This is a genomic window from Streptomyces sp. NPDC006385 (genome assembly GCF_040612485.1).
Taxonomy (GTDB): Bacteria; Actinomycetota; Actinomycetes; order Streptomycetales; family Streptomycetaceae; genus Streptomyces.
This window is the reverse complement of the sequence record NZ_JBEXQG010000044.1, coordinates 57,985-74,841: the sequence shown is the minus strand read 5'-3', so window position 1 is coordinate 74,841 and position 16,857 is coordinate 57,985. Positions and strand designations below refer to the sequence as shown.

General features: G+C 70.7%; 16 protein-coding genes. 8 read left to right on the top strand and 8 right to left on the bottom strand.

Translation table 11 applies throughout. From position 1 onward, the window contains the following. Positions 1-379: 379 nt before the first annotated feature. From ABZ078_RS28635 to ABZ078_RS28620, 4 genes are all read right to left on the bottom strand, one after another. Complete coding sequence (locus tag ABZ078_RS28635; protein ID WP_356579878.1) at positions 380-1,366, bottom strand: hypothetical protein; 987 nt, start codon at positions 1,364-1,366, stop codon at positions 380-382. After that, entirely contained in the window at positions 1,366-2,028 is a 663-nt protein-coding gene (locus ABZ078_RS28630) for an RNA polymerase sigma factor (RefSeq protein ID WP_356579884.1), read from the bottom strand. The genes ABZ078_RS28635 and ABZ078_RS28630 overlap by 1 nt, the downstream gene beginning before the upstream one ends. Positions 2,029-2,372: 344 nt before the next feature. Then, complete coding sequence (locus ABZ078_RS28625; protein ID WP_356579876.1) at positions 2,373-3,176, bottom strand: hypothetical protein; 804 nt, start codon at positions 3,174-3,176, stop codon at positions 2,373-2,375. A 247-nt stretch (positions 3,177-3,423) separates the two neighbouring features. Further along, complete coding sequence (locus tag ABZ078_RS28620; RefSeq protein ID WP_356579874.1) at positions 3,424-4,041, bottom strand: RNA polymerase sigma factor; 618 nt, start codon at positions 4,039-4,041, stop codon at positions 3,424-3,426. A 259-nt stretch (positions 4,042-4,300) separates the two neighbouring features. Between ABZ078_RS28620 and ABZ078_RS28615 the strand changes: the two genes are divergently transcribed. Both ABZ078_RS28615 and ABZ078_RS28610 read left to right on the top strand, forming a co-directional pair. Next, positions 4,301-5,185 (top strand): septum formation family protein, encoded by an 885-nt coding sequence (locus tag ABZ078_RS28615; RefSeq protein ID WP_356579873.1) that lies wholly within the window; start codon positions 4,301-4,303, stop codon positions 5,183-5,185. Between the two features lie 168 nt (positions 5,186-5,353). Next, positions 5,354-8,086, top strand: coding sequence for an N-acetylmuramoyl-L-alanine amidase (locus ABZ078_RS28610; RefSeq protein WP_356579871.1), 2,733 nt, complete (start codon positions 5,354-5,356; stop codon positions 8,084-8,086). A 78-nt stretch (positions 8,087-8,164) separates the two neighbouring features. On the opposite strand, the gene ABZ078_RS28605 is transcribed toward ABZ078_RS28610, so the two are convergent. The 4 genes from ABZ078_RS28605 to ABZ078_RS28590 form a co-directional block, all read right to left on the bottom strand. Then, entirely contained in the window at positions 8,165-8,557 is a 393-nt protein-coding gene (locus ABZ078_RS28605; RefSeq protein WP_356579869.1) for a hypothetical protein, read from the bottom strand. Positions 8,558-8,723: 166 nt separating this feature from the next. Then, positions 8,724-9,335, bottom strand: a complete 612-nt coding sequence (locus ABZ078_RS28600; RefSeq protein ID WP_356579867.1) for a hypothetical protein — start codon at positions 9,333-9,335, stop codon at positions 8,724-8,726. A 117-nt stretch (positions 9,336-9,452) separates the two neighbouring features. Then, positions 9,453-9,986, bottom strand: coding sequence for a hypothetical protein (locus tag ABZ078_RS28595; protein WP_356579865.1), 534 nt, complete (start codon positions 9,984-9,986; stop codon positions 9,453-9,455). 87 nt (positions 9,987-10,073) lie between these two features. After that, positions 10,074-11,711 carry a glycoside hydrolase family 20 protein gene (locus tag ABZ078_RS28590; RefSeq protein ID WP_356579883.1) on the bottom strand — a complete coding sequence of 546 codons (1,638 nt, stop codon included), beginning with the start codon at positions 11,709-11,711 and terminating at the stop codon, positions 10,074-10,076. 190 nt (positions 11,712-11,901) lie between these two features. Here ABZ078_RS28590 and ABZ078_RS28585 point away from each other — a divergent pair, with 190 nt between their 5' ends. From ABZ078_RS28585 to ABZ078_RS28560, 6 genes are all read left to right on the top strand, one after another. Next, the gene (locus ABZ078_RS28585; RefSeq protein ID WP_356579863.1) at positions 11,902-12,477 is read left to right on the top strand and encodes a 2-oxo-4-hydroxy-4-carboxy-5-ureidoimidazoline decarboxylase; all 576 of its coding nucleotides are present in this window, start codon (positions 11,902-11,904) and stop codon (positions 12,475-12,477) included. A 188-nt stretch (positions 12,478-12,665) separates the two neighbouring features. Beyond that, a complete protein-coding gene (gene sdhC, locus ABZ078_RS28580; protein ID WP_356579862.1) occupies positions 12,666-13,046 on the top strand; it encodes a succinate dehydrogenase, cytochrome b556 subunit in 381 nt (126 codons plus the stop codon). 5 nt (positions 13,047-13,051) lie between these two features. Then, the gene (locus ABZ078_RS28575) at positions 13,052-13,534 is read left to right on the top strand and encodes a succinate dehydrogenase hydrophobic membrane anchor subunit (RefSeq protein ID WP_356579860.1); all 483 of its coding nucleotides are present in this window, start codon (positions 13,052-13,054) and stop codon (positions 13,532-13,534) included. Positions 13,535-13,553: 19 nt separating this feature from the next. Beyond that, positions 13,554-15,308, top strand: coding sequence for a succinate dehydrogenase flavoprotein subunit (gene sdhA, locus ABZ078_RS28570; protein ID WP_356579858.1), 1,755 nt, complete (start codon positions 13,554-13,556; stop codon positions 15,306-15,308). Then, positions 15,308-16,069 (top strand): succinate dehydrogenase iron-sulfur subunit, encoded by a 762-nt coding sequence (locus tag ABZ078_RS28565; protein WP_356579856.1) that lies wholly within the window; start codon positions 15,308-15,310, stop codon positions 16,067-16,069. Before sdhA ends, ABZ078_RS28565 begins: the two co-directional genes overlap by 1 nt. A gap of 155 nt (positions 16,070-16,224) precedes the next feature. Further along, positions 16,225-16,824 (top strand): Uma2 family endonuclease, encoded by a 600-nt coding sequence (locus ABZ078_RS28560; protein WP_356579855.1) that lies wholly within the window; start codon positions 16,225-16,227, stop codon positions 16,822-16,824. The last annotated feature ends 33 nt before the right edge of the window (positions 16,825-16,857 follow it).

Here is a 16,857-nt window from a genome sequence, read left to right as displayed (position 1 = left end):
TCCAGGCTCCGTAGCCGTTGTTGACCGCCACGGTGTCCGTGGAGTTGACGACGGTGACGGGGTCGCCGAGGTGGACCTGGTCGTAGAACCACTTGCACGAGCCGCAGGTACGGGGGGAACCCCGGCTCTGTGCGACGGCCGATGACCAGTCGGCTCACTCATTTCAGCGCCACCGGGGCCGAAAGTGTCACTCCTCGCACGAGGAATTTTCCAAGGCAGGAAAAATCGCAGGTCAGCGGCTTGTGCAGGGAACGGCTGCGGCTCTCAGAGCGCGCTGGACGACAGGCTCGGTGACGCGGGCGTGAGCACGGCGAGGCGGTCCGACAGGAGATCGGCCACGCTCGTGGTGGCTTGCCCGGCGCTGCGCGTGCGGCCCGAGTTACCGGCGTTGCTTCGAGTTACCGGAGTTGCCGGAGTTGCCCACGAGATTCCGGGCTGGGCCCTCGCCGCCCTGGTCGCCGGAGTCGTCGTCGTCCTCGCCCCGGCCCGCGCCCGGGACGCTGCCCCGTTCCTTGTCCCGCTCGTTCTCGGCGCTCTTGCCGTTCTCGCCGGTCTCGCCGTTCTCGGCGACGAGCTTGAGGGCCTTCTTGCAGTACTCGGGCACGCGTTGGGAGCCGCCCGCCGCGCTCACCAGGTCACGGCGGCGGTCGTGGGACAGCTCCTTGCCGTCACGGATGTCGCGGCAGGACGAGGCGAAGTCCTTCCACCAGCCGCCGGACGACCCGTCCCGCTCCTCGTCGGCGGATTCACGGTCCCCGGTGGGGCCACCAGATGGTGCCGTGTCCTGGGTGGCGCCGGGGCCGGCGGGGGCCTTCGAGGTGCCGTCGGGCGTGTGCCGGTCCGGCCCGGTGCTCTCCGGCGAGGGCGAGACGAGCGGCCGTTCCTGCGGTGCCGGTGCCGAGACCGTGGCGGCCGGGCGGGCCGGTTCCTCGTCGCCGAACGGCTCCGGCAGGACTCCGGTTCCGGCCGCGACCGCGACCCCGCCGACCATGCCGACGGCCAGCGTGGCGGCGAGGGCGAGCCGCAGGGGACGGCCCCAGCGGGGGCGACGGGCGGCCGGGGCGGGCGCGCCGATACGGACGAGTCCGTCGTCGGCGGCGCGCGAGGCGCCGGAGCGGGACCGGTGGCCGACGGGCACGGCAACGTCGTCACGGCCCGCCCGCGCCGCGCGGAACGCCGCCAACGCGGCGGCCTCTCCGGGGAGTTCCGCACTGCTCGGCGGGGGTTCGACAGTCAGCGACTCAAGCGTCTTGGCGAGCCGTTCGGCCTGGTCGCGATCGGCCGTGTCGACAGCTTCGAGTGACTCTCCGCGCAGCAAACGCTCCGCCGTTTCGCGGTCCAGCCACCTGTACAGCTCGTCGGCCATCACACATCCTTCTGCGTCCGCGAACGCATCTGCGTCACACTCGCGGACGTCACCGCGCGGCCGCGCGGTTCTCGCTGGGGAGGCAGGGCGTCGAGCACCCCGGCCGATTCCGGATCGTCGCCGAGCAGCTCGGCGAGCCGCTTCAGACCCCGGTGCGCGGCCGTCCGTACGGCACCTGGTCGCTTGCCGAGCGTCTCCGCGGCCGTCTTGGCGTCGAGCCCCACGACGACGCGCAGGACGACGGCTTCGGCCTGGTCCTGCGGCAGCCGTGCGATGAGGGAGAGGGTGCCGTCGGTGGCCAGGGCCTCCATGGCCTCGCCGGCGGTGTCGGACTCGGCCGCCTTCCCGGTCAGCTCCGTCTCGTCGCCGCCGATGGCGGGGCGGCGGCCGCGCATGCGTATGTGGTCCAGCGCGCGGTTGCGGGCTATGCGGGCGGCCCAGCCGCGGAAGCGGTCCGCGTCCCCGCTGAACCGCTCCAGGTCACGCGCTATCTGCAGCCACGCCTCCGAGGCGACGTCCTCGGCGTCGGGGTCGCCGACCAGCGTCCGTACGTACCCGAGCAGCCGCGGGTGCACGGAGCGGTACACAGTCCGGAACGCGGTCTCGTCCCCGTCCTGTGCAGCAAGCACCGCGGCGGTCAGCTCCGCGTCGTCCCCCAGCACTGGATACCTCAAGTTGATGGTCGCGGTACCAAGACCGCAGGTCGTTGCGGTGGTCATACACCCTCCGCGTCCGGCGCGAAAGGCACGTTACGGCCTGAAAGCGCTGCTCGTCCATGTCCGTACAACACGCAACTACCCGGGAAACGGGAAATGTGTCCGTCTGGGTGTGACAGAAAACGCAGTCCTGGCGCTGTAGAGAGTACGGGCCGCCGCGCGGCCCGTGCCGCGCGGCGGCCGGGGCCTCTCCTGTGGGGGGTGGCGGCCCCGGCCGTCGCCTCGGCGCCGCCGTGACCCTGCGGTGACTCCGGCACCGCGGAACGCAACGTCGGCCCCGGGCCGTGACGTCAGTCCTTCTTCCCGGTGCCCTTCTCGGAACTGCCGGTGCCGGTGCCATTTTCGGAGTTCTGCCCGGAGGTCTCGTCCGGGATCTGCCCGGTGTTCACGTCCGGGATCTGCCCGGTGTTCACGTCCGGGGTCTGCCCGGCGCCCTTGCCGGACGCCTTCTCTTCGCTGCGGTCCTGTCCGCCGGTGGGCGTGCCGCTGCCGTCGGCCCTCCTGCCCGGCTCGGTCGGCGCGGACGCGAGCTGCTCGGCGCAGTACGCGTCCACCCTGTCGGCGCCGCCCGCCGCGGTGACGAGCCGCTTCCAGGCCGTCGCGTCCAGCGCGTTGCCACGGTCCTTGACCTGGTCGTAGGCGCGACACCTGGCCTCGGCGTCCTGAGCGGTGGAAGGGTGGCCCGGCTTGCCGGTGGCGGCGTCGGACGCCTCGGCGGAGGGCTCGGCGGCCGGCCGGTCGAGGACGTCGGCCGACGGGGTGCTCCTGTCCCTGTCGCCGACGGGAGTGTCCGGCGTGTCGGACGAACCGATCGTGGCGAACGCCACACCGCCGAGCGCGAGGCTCGCGGCGAACAGGGAGAGCACGGTCTTCACCGAGCGGGCGAGGCGCCGTTGCTCGCGGGGCCGCCAGTCGTCCCGGCGCCGGGTACGCGCCCGGTGTGCCCCCGCCGCCCGGGCGGCCCGGAACGCGGCCACGGCACGCTGCTCGCCCTCGGCGTCCAGGCGGTGCCCGCGCAGCACGGCGGCGGAGAGCAGCGCCTCCAGCGCGGCGGCGTCGAGCACGGCCGGGCCGGACGCGTGGCCGGAGGGCATGCCGTCAGGGTGCACACGCCGACGGCCGGGGGACCCGCCGCCGCTCTGCCGTTCACCCATGTCCGTTTCCCGTTCCTGTCCGACCTGCTCGATGTGCTCCACGTGACCCGTGCGGCCCGCGGACAACGTGACTCGACGGGTCCGTAAAGCCTGTACGTCACCGGAGCCCGTACGACTCAGCGCTCACCCCGCCCACTTCACCGAAGCGCCGAGGTGCCGCCCTGACCGCCGCCGTCACCCTCACTGTTCATTTCGATTCCCCCAGCGTCCGGGGCCCGTCATCCGTCACACCCTCGGCGCCCAGCTCCTTGGCCAGGCGCTTCAGGCCCCGGTACGCCGCCGTCCGCACCGCGCCCGGGCGCTTGCCGAGGACGCGTGCCGCGGCGGGGGCGTCGAGGCCGACGACGACCCGCAGCAGCACGGCCTCGGCCTGGTCCCGCGGCAACCCGCGGACCAGCTCCAGGGCGTGCCCCGTGGAGATCGACTCCAGCGCCTGGTCGTACGTGCTGTGCGGGCCGGGCAGATCCAGTACGTCCTGTTCCAGCGCCGAGGAGCGGGGCCGTACCTTCTGCCGACGCAGATGGTCCAGCGCCCGGTGCCGGGCGATGGTCGCGCTCCACCCCCGGAACCCGGCCCCGTCGCCCTTGAACCGGCCGAGGTCCCGGGCGATCTCCAGCCAGGCGTCGGACGCCACGTCCTCCGCGTCGTCCCCGACCAGCCCGCGCAGGTACCCGAGCAGTCCTGGCTGCACCAAGCGGTACGCGACCGCGAAGGCGGCCTCGTCACCTTCCTGGGCCCGCGCGACGGCCGCGCCCAATTCCCCGTCGTGTGCGTGCACCCGACGGGGTTCCCCTCCTCGGCCCAAGAACTGTCCTCGTCCGTACTGGTTCGTGGCGAATCCGTACCTCGGGATACGGCCACCCTTGCCCACGTTCCCCCACGGTCAACAGCGCCCGGCCGCGCGGAAATGTCACAGGGCGCGTGTCGCCCCGCCCGCTTACAACCATCGCCACCCACCACGAGTCAGAGACGCAGAGACGCAAAAGGGCAGCGCCGGCCCGTCACAGCGATGGCATACGATGCGCGCGATCAACATAAAGTTCTCATAAGAGGATGTACACGTCATGGCTATCCGTGCCCCTTATCGTTCCCTTCGCGGCATATCTGCCGCCGTCGCCCTGCTCGCGATCGGCGCGGCGGGGTGCTCGGAGGTCTCGGATGCCGTCGACAGCGCCAAGGACGGCGCGAAGAAGGTGGCCCGCCAGCGGTCGGTGTTCACGCTGCACGTCGGGGACTGCTACAACCCGAACAACAAGGGCGAGGACGAGGAGATCCTCGTCGAGATCGTGCCCTGCGACGAGGCCCACACCGGTCAGGTCGCGGCCGACTTCCAGATCACCGGAGAGAAGAAGTACCCCGGCGACGACGCGGTCTCGGCGATCGCCGACAAGCGCTGCCCGGTCGAGGCGGCGAAGTTCGCCCCGGACACCTGGGCGCTCCCCAAGGGCGTCGCGGCCTTCTACTACACGCCCACCGCGCAGAGCTGGGCGACGGGTGACCGGGCCGTGAGCTGCACGTACAACAAGGAATCGGGCACGTTCACCGGCTCGCTGGAGGCCAAGTCCCTCAAGCCCGAGCAGACGACGTTCCTCAAGGGCTCGAACGCCGTCTACGACGCGCTGTGGACGAACCAGCCCGAGAAGGACACCGTCGAGGACGATCTGGCCGGTTACAAGGCGCAGGCCAAGGCGGTCGCGACCGCCCTCGACACCCACCTCAAGGGCCTGAACGGCATCGAGGGCACGCAGGTCGGCAAGCTCCGCGAACAGCTCACGAAGACCGCCGAGCACTGGAAGAAGGCCGCGAGCGCCGCCGACGCCGACGCGTTCTACATCGCCTACGACCCGGCCTTCGCCGGCATCGACCCGAACAAGACGGTCGCCGCCCGCAAGGAGCTGGGCCTGGCCACCACCGTCCCGGCCGACGAAGCCGAGGTCTGGGCGGGCTGACACCCCGACAACCGGCGGGGCCGCGTCCGACACGGACCCGGCCCCGCCTTCCGTTGCGGCCCTGCGAACGTATGCCCGAGTGACGTTTCGTGATCCCCGTGCGCTGTGGGTGATGCACACCTGTGTGACAGGTGATGCATTCGTGACCATTTCCTAGGGGTGGGACAGTTGAGTCCTCGCAGGACCCATGCGTACAAACCGCTCAGCCTGAAGAGACGGGCCTGGCTCACGGTGGGAGCCGTCGTCCTGAGCGGCGCCGGCGTCGTCACCTACGCCATCGCGGATCCGTCCGCGCCGGCCGACGCCAAGGCGGAGGGCCGCAAGCCGTCCGTCCACACGCTGAAGCTCAAGGACCGGGGCTCGGGCCGCAAGGGCCTGGCCAAGCAGGACACCGAGCGCTTCAGCGCGGTGGTGCTGACCTGGAACGACCCCCAGGCCGAGACCAAGGGCACCCCCGAGGTGCGCACCCGGGACCTGGAGACCGGCACGTGGTCAGGCTGGCAGAAGGTGGCGGTCGAGCCGAGCCAGGCGGACGGCGCCGAGGGCGAGCGGGCGGCCCTGCGCGGCGGTACGGAGTCGGTGTGGACCGGTGACTCCGACGGCATCGAGGTGCGGGTCGTCGACGCGGACGGCACCGAGCTGGGGGGCCAGCCCGCCGGCATGGACGTCAAGCTGCTCGACCCGGGCACCGACCCGGAGGGCGAGCTGGAGCCGGCCGCCTTCGCGGCGGAGGAGACCGCGCAGCCCACGGCCGCGGCACCCACGACCGAGTCGCCGGTGCCGGCCGACCCGCCGTCGGAGACCGCCCCGCAGACGGAGACGCCGACCGAGTCCGCGACGCCGACCGACGCACCGACGGCACCCGGCTCACCGACCCCGACCGGCCCCGGGACGCCCACCGACCCGGCGTCCCCGACCGCCTCCCCCACCCCGACCTCCACGGTCCCCGCGCCCCGGCCCTCGACGGTCGTCAAGCCACCGGTGATCACCCAGGCCGAGTGGGGCGCGTCCACGGACTACGACGGCACGCCGGAGTACGGCACCGAGATCAAGGCCGCCGTCATCCACCACACCGGTATCGACAGCGACAACACCCTGTCCTGCGCCGAGTCCAAGGCCCGGCTGCGCTCCATCCAGCAGGCGCACATCAGTCAGGGCTACTTCGACCTCGGCTACAACTTCGTCGTCGACAAGTGCGGCCAGATCTTCGAGGGCCGCAGCGGCGGCATGGACCTGCCGGTGATCGGCGCGCACGACGCCGGGTTCAACACCGACACGGTCGGCATCTCGTACCTCGGCAACTTCGAGAAGGCCACGCCGAGCCGCGCCGGCATGGACGCGATCTCCCGGATCGTGGCCTGGAAGTTCGGGATGTACGGCATCGACCCGACCGGCAAGGTGACGCTGACGTCCGGTGTCCCGCAGGGTTACAGCGGCAACAAGATCCCGGAGGGCACGTCGGTCACGCTGCCGCGGGTCTTCGGCCACCGGGACACCAACTCCACGGCCTGCCCCGGCGCCAACCTCTACCCCAGGCTCAGCCGGATCGCCCAGGTCGCCAAGACCCCGGGCATCTCGCACGCCCTGCCCACCTCGGACGTCGACCGTGACGGCATCAGCGACCTGGTCGCCGGCACGCCCCGCGCACTGAGCAACGGCGGCACCCTCACCGTCGTCCCGGGCGGCATCGACGGCCCGGTCACCGCCGCGAAGCGGACGATCACCCAGAACAGCACCGGCGTCCCCGGCGGCCACGAGTCCGGCGACAACTTCGGCGCCTCGACGACCTGGGGCGACGTCAACGGCGACGGCTACGCCGACCTCGCGATCGGCGCACCCGGCGAGGACGACACCAGCGGCCACGCCGACCGCGGTTCGGTGACGGTGCTGTACGGCCCTGCCCTCGACACCGGCTTCTCGTACACCACGTCGGGCACGGTCACGGCGACCGGCGCCAAGCTCGGCTCGACGGTCACCGTCGGCGACTTCAACGGCGACGGCAAGGCGGACGTGTTCGCGGCCGGCACCGGCAAGGGCGGCAACTGGAACGCGAGGCTGACCGGCGGCGCCACGGCGACCGGCACCCTGACCTCCGCCACGGGCTCCGTCGCCCACCTGGACGCCGCGACCGGCGACTTCAACCGGGACGGCTACGCGGACGTCGCCCTCAACTACCGCGACACGGGCGGCATCGGCCGCGTGGTCCGCTTCGCGGGCTCGGCGACCGGCCTCACCAAGGCCGGTGTGATCTCGGTCAAGGGCGGCCGTTCCCTCGCCGCGGGCGACGTCAACGGCAACGGCTACGACGACATCGTCATCGGCCAGCCGGTGGCGTCGGAGTCGGGCGGCAGGTCCGGCGGCCAGATCACGATGGTCCCCGGCACGTCGAGCGGATTCACCACCACCGGCATGACGACGATCCACCAGGACACGACGAGCGTCGCGGGCGGCAACGAGTCCGGCGACAACTTCGGCGCCTCCGTCTCGGTCGGCGACTACAACGCCGACGGCTTCGCCGACGCCCTCACCGGCATCCCCGGCGAGGACTTCCCGCGCGGCGGCGTGAACCAGTCCAACGCGGGTGACGTGCTGCTGGTCAAGGGCACGTCGTCGGGCCTCACCGGCACCGGCTCCACCCGGATCTCACAGGAGACCTCCGGCGTCCCCGGTACCGCGGAGAGCGGCGACCTGGTCGGCTCCGCCGTCTCACTGACGGACCTGTCCGGCTACGGCCGCGCGGACCTGACGTTCGGCGTGGAGGGCGAGGACTCCGGCAACGGCATCCTCATGTACCTCCCGAGCAACAGCATGGGCCTGGGCTTCAGCCACACCGCGATCTACAGCAGGACCCCGCTGGGCACCCCGGCGGGCGCCCACCTGGGCCAGACGCTGACGCCGTAACCGCGCCTCGTCCCAAGGCCGGAGCCCCGTGCACCGCACGGGGCTCCGGTTCCGGTTCGTCCGTCGGTCCAGGGGCCGCTACCGCGGCCCGCCACGTGTCGCGTCCCGGCACAGCAGCCGCAGCGAGCCGTCGCCCGCGAAACACCGCCGGGCCTCGTCGATCGGGTCCCACAGCCGTCCGTCGGACGTACGGATCCAGTGGTCACCGCCGGACGCCCACCACTCGGCGCCGGTCTGACGGGCGATCACCTCACCGGCGTACGCCCCGAGACCGCGCAGGGTGGTCTCCACGGCGCCGTACGGCGTCCCCTCGCGGCGCAGACCGTCGATCATCCGGTCGACCCGCCACAGGCTCTGCGCCGAGTAGTCGAGCCGCAGCCGCGCCCCCTCGCGCATCACCGACACGGCGTCCGCCGCCCACCGCACCGGCTTCGTCGCGGCTGAGGGCCTGGTCTCCTGCTGAGTCGTCACATTCTTGGCAGCGCGGCCCAACTGCTTTTCGTCACGCGGATCCGAGGGCTGCCCGGGACCGGTGCAGGACCGCCGCACCTCACCCCCAGGACGGTCACAGGACTCCCTCAGGAGGCGGGTTTACCCGGGAGTGAAGGAAGTTCCGACCGTGCGGTGAAGCCCCGTGTCAGCCCCGCCCCCGAGCCCGCCGTGACACCACCGCGCGCAGCACCCGTCGCCCCTCCGTCGACACCTCCAGCGCCCGGCGCAGCCCGCCCGCGCCGTGCCCGGCGAGCAGTTCCAGGACGCTGACCTGGCGGCGCAGTTCGGCGGCGACGAGCGGCGACATGCCCTCCGGACGGCCCGCGCCGGGCACCCCGCCCACGCGCACGGAGTTGAGCGCCTGGGGCAGGGCCGCGGCCGAGGCCACGTCGTCCTCGGCGGGGTCGAGGAGGCGGTGGATCTGCAGCGAGGCGACCGAGCAGGCGTCGGCCCAGATCCGCGCCTCGGCGGCGGACCGTACGGCCGGGGCGGCGGCCAGCATCCGCCGGGCGAGCAGCGCGGCCTCGTCCTCGACGCCCTCGTCGTCCATGACCTCGGCGACACCGAGCTTCACGCGCACCTGCTCCAGCAGCTCACCCCACGCGGCCGGGTCGCCGCCCATCGCCAGGTTCGCCCACAGGGGCCGCAGCACCTCGTCGTCCCCGCCCAGCAGGGGCACGCACCGATCCAAACAAGCCAACCCGCTGGCGGCCAGTCCGCGTTCGTCGGCCTGAGCGATCAGTTCCACCAGGCTCATCCACGCCTCCCTAAGCGGGTCGTCTTCGAGGATCCGGGTCCCCGCACAAGACCCTGGCGGGCCCCGCCCTTAACGGAGCCCGCACCTCCCCTTACTGCGTGCAACGGCGCCGGAGTGTCACAGGGGCACCACACCGAGCCGGTCGAGCAGCCGGAAGAAGAGGATTTCGGCCATGGGGTCCGCATCAGCGGTGAGTACGTCGATCAGCGACTCGGCGTTCACCTCGTGCCCCGCCTCGGCCGCCCAGACGACGGCCCGCTCGGCGGCGTCGTCCGGTTCGAGGAAGTAGTCCTCCAGCGTGAGGCCCTCGTCCCCGTCGTCCCCCTCGCCCTCGTCGTCGTTCCCGGCGCCGAGGTACCCGGCGATGGCGGCCCGAGCCAGACAGGTCGTCCACGCCCCGCTCTGCGGCGCCGCCGCCTCCACCACCACCGAGGCGCTGTCCATGACGTACCCGAACAGCGCGGGCGCCCCCGTCTCGCGGGCCAGGTCGTTCATGTTCCCGATCGCGCCGTCCCCGCTCGGGTACTCCCACACCTGCCAGCCGCCCGGCGCCCGCTCGCGCAGGGTCATGCCCTCGGCACCCGACAGCGCGTCCAGCTCCGCCAGCGGCCGCTCGGCCCGGCCCACCACGAAGTACCCCCAGTAGCCCATCCCGCTTCCCCCTGGCTGTTCGGCTCGGCTCGGGCCGAATACACCACACACCCGCGGGGGTTCGCAGCCGTATGGGCCGATCCGGGCTCAGCCGAGCCGGTCCGCGAGCGCCCTGAACTGCGCCCAGGACAACTCCGGCCGCCCCTCGTCCCACAGTTTCTGCACCGTCGCCCGCAACGGCATCCGGATCCCGGCCGCGACCTGGGCCTGCGTCTGCGAGTCCGCGAGATCGCACCAGACCGCGAAGGACCCGCCCAGGATCTGGTCGTCGTACGCGGCCGGCACGGCCGTCGTCCCCCGCACGACCCGTGGCGTCCACTGCTCGTAGATCCGCTCACCCGTCGGATAGACGAAGGTCTGCGGCTGCCCGAGCACGTAGTAGAGGAACTCGTCGTTGTAGTTGATCAGCTCGCGCCCCGCGCGCAGGTACTCCCCCGGCACCCGCGCGCCGATCTCCTTGCCGGTCCAGTACGCCACCTGGATGTCCTTGGCCGGCTCGACGGAGGTGTCCCGGAAGAACCCGTCGTTCCAGGCCCGCGGCGTGCGGCCATGGGCGCGGACGGTGGCGGCGCGGTCGTTGAGCCACTTGGTGGTCAGGTCGGCGACGGTCCCCGAGGGGCCGTAGACCTCGCGCGCGGCGGCGGCGAGCTGCGGGTAGGTCACCTGTGGGTCGGACACGGTCAGCGCCTGGTACTCGTCGCCGCCGAGATGCCACTGGCCGCCGGGGAAGAGGTCGGCGTACTCGTTGAGCAGATCGTCGACGATCCGCGCCGACTCGGGGTTGGAGATGTCGATCGCCCCGCGCGTGGCGATGCCGGACACGTTCCGCAACTGCAGCTCGGGGTGCGCGGCGATGACCGCCCCGAGATGCCCGGGCGAGTCGATCTCGGGCACGACGGTGATGTGCCGGGCGGCCGCCAGGTCGACGATCTCCTTGACCTGGGCCTTGGTCAGGTGCTGTTTCGACACGACCTCGGGATGCGAGTCGGACTCGACACGGAACCCCTGGTCGTCGGAGAAGTGCAGCCCGAGCTGGTTGAACTTCAGGTCGCCCAGCTCCCGCACCCGGTCCTCGATCCAGTCCGCGGTGAAGTGCTTGCGGGCGATGTCGAGCATGAACCCGCGCACCGGCTTGTCCGGCGCGTCGCGCACGACGCCCTCCGGCGCCGTACCGCCACCGTGCACCTCCTGCTTCAGCGTCCGGGTCCCGTAGAAGACCCCCGCCTGCGCCGGGGCGCTGATGGTCACGCGCCCGCCGCGCACGGTCAGGGTGTACGACTCCGGGTTCGCGCCCTCGTCGTCGTTCAGCGCCAGCCGTACGTCCCCGGCACGCACGTCGTCCTTCTCACCGGCGTACGTCAGGCCCAGCTCGCCGGCGAGGAGCCGCCCCTCGTCGGCGAGCGCGGCGTCGCCCACCACGACGCGCTCCCCGCGCGCGGGACGCCAGCCGGGCCCGCGGGCCGCGGTGTGGGAGTCGACGGCGGGGATGGTCCGGGGAGCCTTCGACAGCGGGTACGACCGGCTGGGCGTCGGAGTCGGGGCGGCCGGCTGCTTGCGGGCGGAGGGCGAATCGGCCTCGGACGTGCCCGGCGCGGACCCCCGCTGCTCCGACGCGGCCTGCCCGCCGTCGTCGCCCGCGGCAAGGAGCCCGAGGCTCACCCCGGCCGCGACCGTCACGACGACCACCGCGACGATCAGCACCCACGTCTGCTTCAGCGCCCTCATCGCCGGTTCCCGGCGCCTGTGCTTGTGCTGGCTCACGGCGCCAACCTAGGCCCTGTGATCACCATGGGCGTCCACCACACGTTCCGAAACTCTCCCGTTCGACTGAAATTCGGGCATCCGTCGGACACACCACGTCCACACTCGATAGCGTGGCGCCACTCCTCTCCCAGAATCCCCTGCCGAAACCCACGTGACGCCCACACACCTTCCTGGCCGAGTAGCCATACCGTCGCTCCCCGAGCAGACTCGCACTCCACCGTCTCCCAGCACGCTGGAGTCCTTCAACACGGCGCCCGCCGACGAGATCGAGCAGACCCTCCTCGCCTGCCTGCGCAGTCCCCGCTGGGCAGCCCGCCTCGCGGATCACCGCCCTTACCCGGACCTGGACGCCCTCCTGGCCGCATCGGACGAGGCCGCGTACGACCTGGCTCCGAGGGACCTGGCGGAGGCACTGGCAGGAGAAACGTTGCCGGTACTGCCGGAGGGTGCGTACGGAGCGGCCCATACGGCACTCAATGCCGCGAACGCCGCATACGAGGCGAAATTCGGGCATGCGTTCATCATCTGCCTGGACGACCTGTCGCCGAACGAGGCCCTGGACCACGTACTGCAAGCGATCCGGTCTCGATTGGCGAACGATCCCGACGACGAACGGGTCCTGACGGCGGAGGAACTCCGGCGCCTCGCAAGGGGCAGACTGCTGAGGCACCTGAGGGCTGCGGGGAACCGCGCGACCAGCCCCGACGACGCCGTACCCGGCAGATAGCCGGCCGTTCCACCCCATCAGCCGCGAATACCCCATCCGCGTGCCAGTTTGATCACACCGCCAGACCCCGGCTCAGCCCGGCGGCAGCACATCGCTACGATGCTGGGGGCCGGTGGACCGTACCCGGCCGGGCCCGACCGACAGCACAAGCCGGCGCGGCCCCAATCCCCGCTCCCGGAGGAACTTCCGTGCCGGCTGGAACGCTGTACCGCGGCCGGGAAGGAATGTGGTCCTGGGTGGCTCACCGAGTCACCGGCGTCCTCATTTTCTTCTTCCTGTTCGTTCACGTGCTGGACACCGCTCTCGTCCGTGTCTCTCCCGAGGACTACGACAGGGTCGTGGCCACGTACAAGACACCGATCGTCGCGCTGCTGGAGTACGGCCTCGTCGCCGCCATCCTCTTCCACGCGCTCAATGGCCTTCGTGTCATCGCTGTCGACTTCTGGTCCAAGGGCCCGCGCTACCAGAAGCAGATGCTCTGGTCCGTCGTCGGTCTGTGGGTCGTGCTGATGCTCGGGGCGATCTACCCCGTCCTCGGTCACGCCGCTCGTGAAGTGTTCGGGAGCTGACGCGCATGTCCATCACTGACAAGACCGCGTCCGGGATCGGCCCCGTCGAGGGCGGCTCGGTCTACAACGTCGACAACCCCGCCCCGTTCATCGAGGCCCCGCGCAAGCGCACCAAGAAGACCCCGAAGTCCACGCGGGGCAACTTCGAGATGGCCGCCTGGCTGTTCATGCGCCTGTCCGGCGTCGTCCTGGTGGTCCTGGTCATCGGCCACCTGCTGATCCAGCTCGTGCTGGACGGCGGCGTCTCCAAGATCGGCTTCGCCTTCGTGGCGGGCCGCTGGGCGTCCCCGTTCTGGCAGGTCTGGGACCTGCTGATGCTGTGGCTCGCCATGCTGCACGGCGCCAACGGCCTGCGCACGGTCATCAACGACTACGCGGAGCGCGCGAACACCCGGCTGTGGCTCAAGGGCCTGCTCTACACCGCCACGGTGTTCACCATCCTGCTGGGCACGCTGGTGATCTTCACCTTCGACCCGAACATCCGCTAGGCACGGGGCTGCGAGAATCATGAAGATCCACAAGTACGACACCGTCATCGTCGGCGCCGGTGGCGCCGGTATGCGCGCGGCCATCGAGTCCACGAAGCGCAGCCGCACCGCCGTGCTGACCAAGCTCTACCCCACCCGCTCCCACACGGGCGCCGCGCAGGGCGGCATGGCCGCCGCGCTGGCCAACGTGGAGGAGGACAACTGGGAGTGGCACACCTTCGACACGGTCAAGGGCGGTGACTACCTGGTCGACCAGGACGCCGCCGAGATCCTGGCGAAGGAGGCCATCGACTCCGTCCTCGACCTGGAGAAGATGGGCCTGCCGTTCAACCGGACCCCGAACGGCACCATCGACCAGCGCCGCTTCGGCGGTCACAGCCGCAACCACGGCGAGGCCCCGGTCCGCCGGTCCTGCTACGCCGCGGACCGCACCGGCCACATGATCCTCCAGACCCTGTACCAGAACTGCGTCAAGCACGGCGTGGAGTTCTTCAACGAGTTCTACGTCCTGGACCAGCTGATCACCGAGGTCGACGGCGTCAAGAAGTCGGCCGGTGTCGTGGCGTACGAGCTCGCGACCGGCGAGATCCACGTCTTCCAGGCGAAGGCCGTGATCTACGCCTCCGGCGGCTGCGGCAAGTTCTTCAAGGTGACGTCGAACGCGCACACGCTGACCGGTGACGGCCAGGCGGCGGTCTACCGCCGGGGCATCCCGCTGGAGGACATGGAGTTCTTCCAGTTCCACCCGACCGGCATCTGGCGCATGGGCATCCTGCTGACGGAGGGCGCCCGTGGTGAGGGCGGCATCCTCCGCAACAAGGACGGCGAGCGCTTCATGGAGAAGTACGCGCCGGTCATGAAGGACCTCGCCTCCCGTGACGTCGTCTCCCGCTCGATCTACACGGAGATCCGCGAGGGCCGTGGCTGCGGTCCCGAGGGCGACCACGTCTACCTGGACCTCACCCACCTCCCGCCGGAGCAGCTGGACGCCAAGCTGCCCGACATCACGGAGTTCGCGCGGACGTACCTCGGCATCGAGCCGTACACGGACCCGATCCCGATCCAGCCCACGGCCCACTACGCGATGGGCGGCATCCCGACCAACGTCGAGGGTGAGGTCCTGGCCGACAACACCACCGTCGTCCCCGGCCTGTACGCGGCCGGCGAGGTCGCCTGTGTGTCGGTGCACGGCGCCAACCGCCTCGGCACCAACTCGCTCCTGGACATCAACGTCTTCGGCAAGCGGGCCGGCATCGCCGCGGCCGAGTACTCCCAGACGGCGGACTTCGTCGAGCTGCCGGAGAACCCGGCGCAGCTCGTGGTCGACCAGGTGGAGCGGCTGCGCGGCTCCACCGGCACCGAGCGCGTGTCGACCCTCCGCAAGGAACTCCAGGAGACCATGGACGCGAACGTCATGGTGTTCCGTACGGAGCAGACGATCAAGACGGCGGTGGAGAAGATCGCGGAGCTCCGCGAGCGCTACAAGAACGTCGCGATCCAGGACAAGGGCAAGCGGTTCAACACGGACCTGCTGGAGGCCATCGAGCTCGGCAACCTGCTCGACCTGGCCGAGGTCATGGCGGTCTCCGCGCTGGCCCGCAAGGAGTCCCGCGGCGGTCACTACCGCGAGGACTACCCGAACCGCGACGACGTCAACTTCATGCGCCACACCATGGCGTACCGCGAGGTCGGCGCCGACGGAACCGAAACCGTCCGTCTCGACTACAAGCCGGTCGTCCAGACCCGCTACCAGCCGATGGAGCGTAAGTACTGATGGCTACCCCCGTTATGGACAAGGTGGAGGCGGAGTCCGCCGCGTCCCCCTACATCACGGTCACCTTCCGGGTCCGCCGCTTCAACCCGGAGATCTCGGCCGAGGCGACCTGGGAAGACTTCCAGCTGGAGATCGACCCGAAGGAGCGCGTCCTCGACGGCCTCCACAAGATCAAGTGGGACCTGGACGGCACGCTGACCTTCCGCCGCTCCTGCGCGCACGGCATCTGCGGCTCGGACGCGATGAGGATCAACGGCAGGAACCGCCTTGCCTGCAAGACCCTCATCAAGGACATCAACCCCGAGAAGCCGATCACGGTCGAGCCCATCAAGGGCCTGACGGTCCTGAAGGACCTGGTCGTGGACATGGAGCCGTTCTTCCAGGCGTACCGGGACGTCATGCCCTTCCTCATCACGAAGGACACCAACGAGCCCACGCGGGAACGCCTTCAGTCGGCGGAGGACCGTGAGCGCTTCGACGACACCACGAAGTGCATCCTCTGCGCCGCCTGCACGTCCTCCTGCCCGGTCTTCTGGAACGACGGCCAGTACTTCGGCCCGGCGGCCATCGTCAACGCGCACCGCTTCATCTTCGACTCGCGTGACGAGGCCGGCGAGCAGCGCCTGGAGATCCTCAACGACAAGGACGGCGTCTGGCGCTGCCGCACGACCTTCAACTGCACGGACGCCTGCCCGCGCGGTATCGAGGTCACGAAGGCGATCGCCGAGGTGAAGAAGGCGCTGATCACGCGCCGCTTCTGAGGTCGTTCGCCGTACGTCCGTGAGGGCCCCGTCTCCGGTGGAGGCGGGGCCCTCTGGCATATGCCACACCATCGGGTGAACGTGGCTGCGAAGGACCCGCAGGCATGGTCCGTCCTACGATGATGCTCTCGACGCCAGCCCACAGGAGGCACCTGATGTCCGCAGCAGCTGTCGAGCGGCCGCACGCCGACCGTCCGTTGATCGCGGAGGCGAACCTCATCATGGAGCGTCTTCCAGGCCGCCGCGTCGAGATCATCGGAGGACAGCTTCTCTTGAGTCCAGCACCGGACGGCCCGCACTCCGAAGCCCTGATGCTCTTCGCGGCCCCCTTCCTGCAGCTCGGCCTGGTGCGGCCACTGCCGGGTATCGGTCTCTGGCTGCCGACCGGGCCCGAGGACTATGTGATCCCCGACCTGTCGGTGGTCGACGACGACTACCGCGATCACCTGGTGGAGAACAGCTGCTACGACCCGGCCTGCTTCCGGCTCGTCATGGAGGTCACCTCCAGCAACTGGAAGACGGACTTGCGGGCCAAGCTCGCCTCCTACGCCAAGGCCAAGATCCCCGTCTACGTCATCATCGACCGTCGGCATCAGCGCCTTCACGTCCTGACGGACCCGGTCCGGGACAGCTACGCCACCCATCACATCCACACCGCCGGCGAGCTGGTCACACTCCCTGAATCCGTCGGCGGCAAGGTCACCCTGGACGTGGCCCAGCTCCTCAAGGCCGGCGAGCCTCGCCCGAACGACTGATCCGCAACGGCCCGATCGAGCCAGAGTTGGACG

Excerpts from the sequence above, each read along its gene's own strand:
- ABZ078_RS28600 (WP_356579867.1), bottom strand. The coding sequence starts at position 9,335 with ATGAGCCTGGTGGAACTGATCGCTCAGGCCGACGAACGCGGACTGGCC.
- ABZ078_RS28595 (WP_356579865.1), bottom strand. The coding sequence starts at position 9,986 with ATGGGCTACTGGGGGTACTTCGTGGTGGGCCGGGCCGAGCGGCCGCTG.
- ABZ078_RS28575 (WP_356579860.1), top strand. The coding sequence starts at position 13,052 with ATGTCCATCACTGACAAGACCGCGTCCGGGATCGGCCCCGTCGAGGGC.
- sdhA (WP_356579858.1), top strand. The coding sequence starts at position 13,554 with ATGAAGATCCACAAGTACGACACCGTCATCGTCGGCGCCGGTGGCGCC.
- ABZ078_RS28560 (WP_356579855.1), top strand. The coding sequence starts at position 16,225 with ATGTCCGCAGCAGCTGTCGAGCGGCCGCACGCCGACCGTCCGTTGATC.
- ABZ078_RS28590 (WP_356579883.1), bottom strand. The coding sequence starts at position 11,711 with ATGAGGGCGCTGAAGCAGACGTGGGTGCTGATCGTCGCGGTGGTCGTC.
- ABZ078_RS28615 (WP_356579873.1), top strand. The coding sequence starts at position 4,301 with ATGGCTATCCGTGCCCCTTATCGTTCCCTTCGCGGCATATCTGCCGCC.
- ABZ078_RS28635 (WP_356579878.1), bottom strand. The coding sequence starts at position 1,366 with ATGGCCGACGAGCTGTACAGGTGGCTGGACCGCGAAACGGCGGAGCGT.
- ABZ078_RS28565 (WP_356579856.1), top strand. The coding sequence starts at position 15,308 with ATGGCTACCCCCGTTATGGACAAGGTGGAGGCGGAGTCCGCCGCGTCC.
- ABZ078_RS28625 (WP_356579876.1), bottom strand. The coding sequence starts at position 3,176 with ATGCCCTCCGGCCACGCGTCCGGCCCGGCCGTGCTCGACGCCGCCGCG.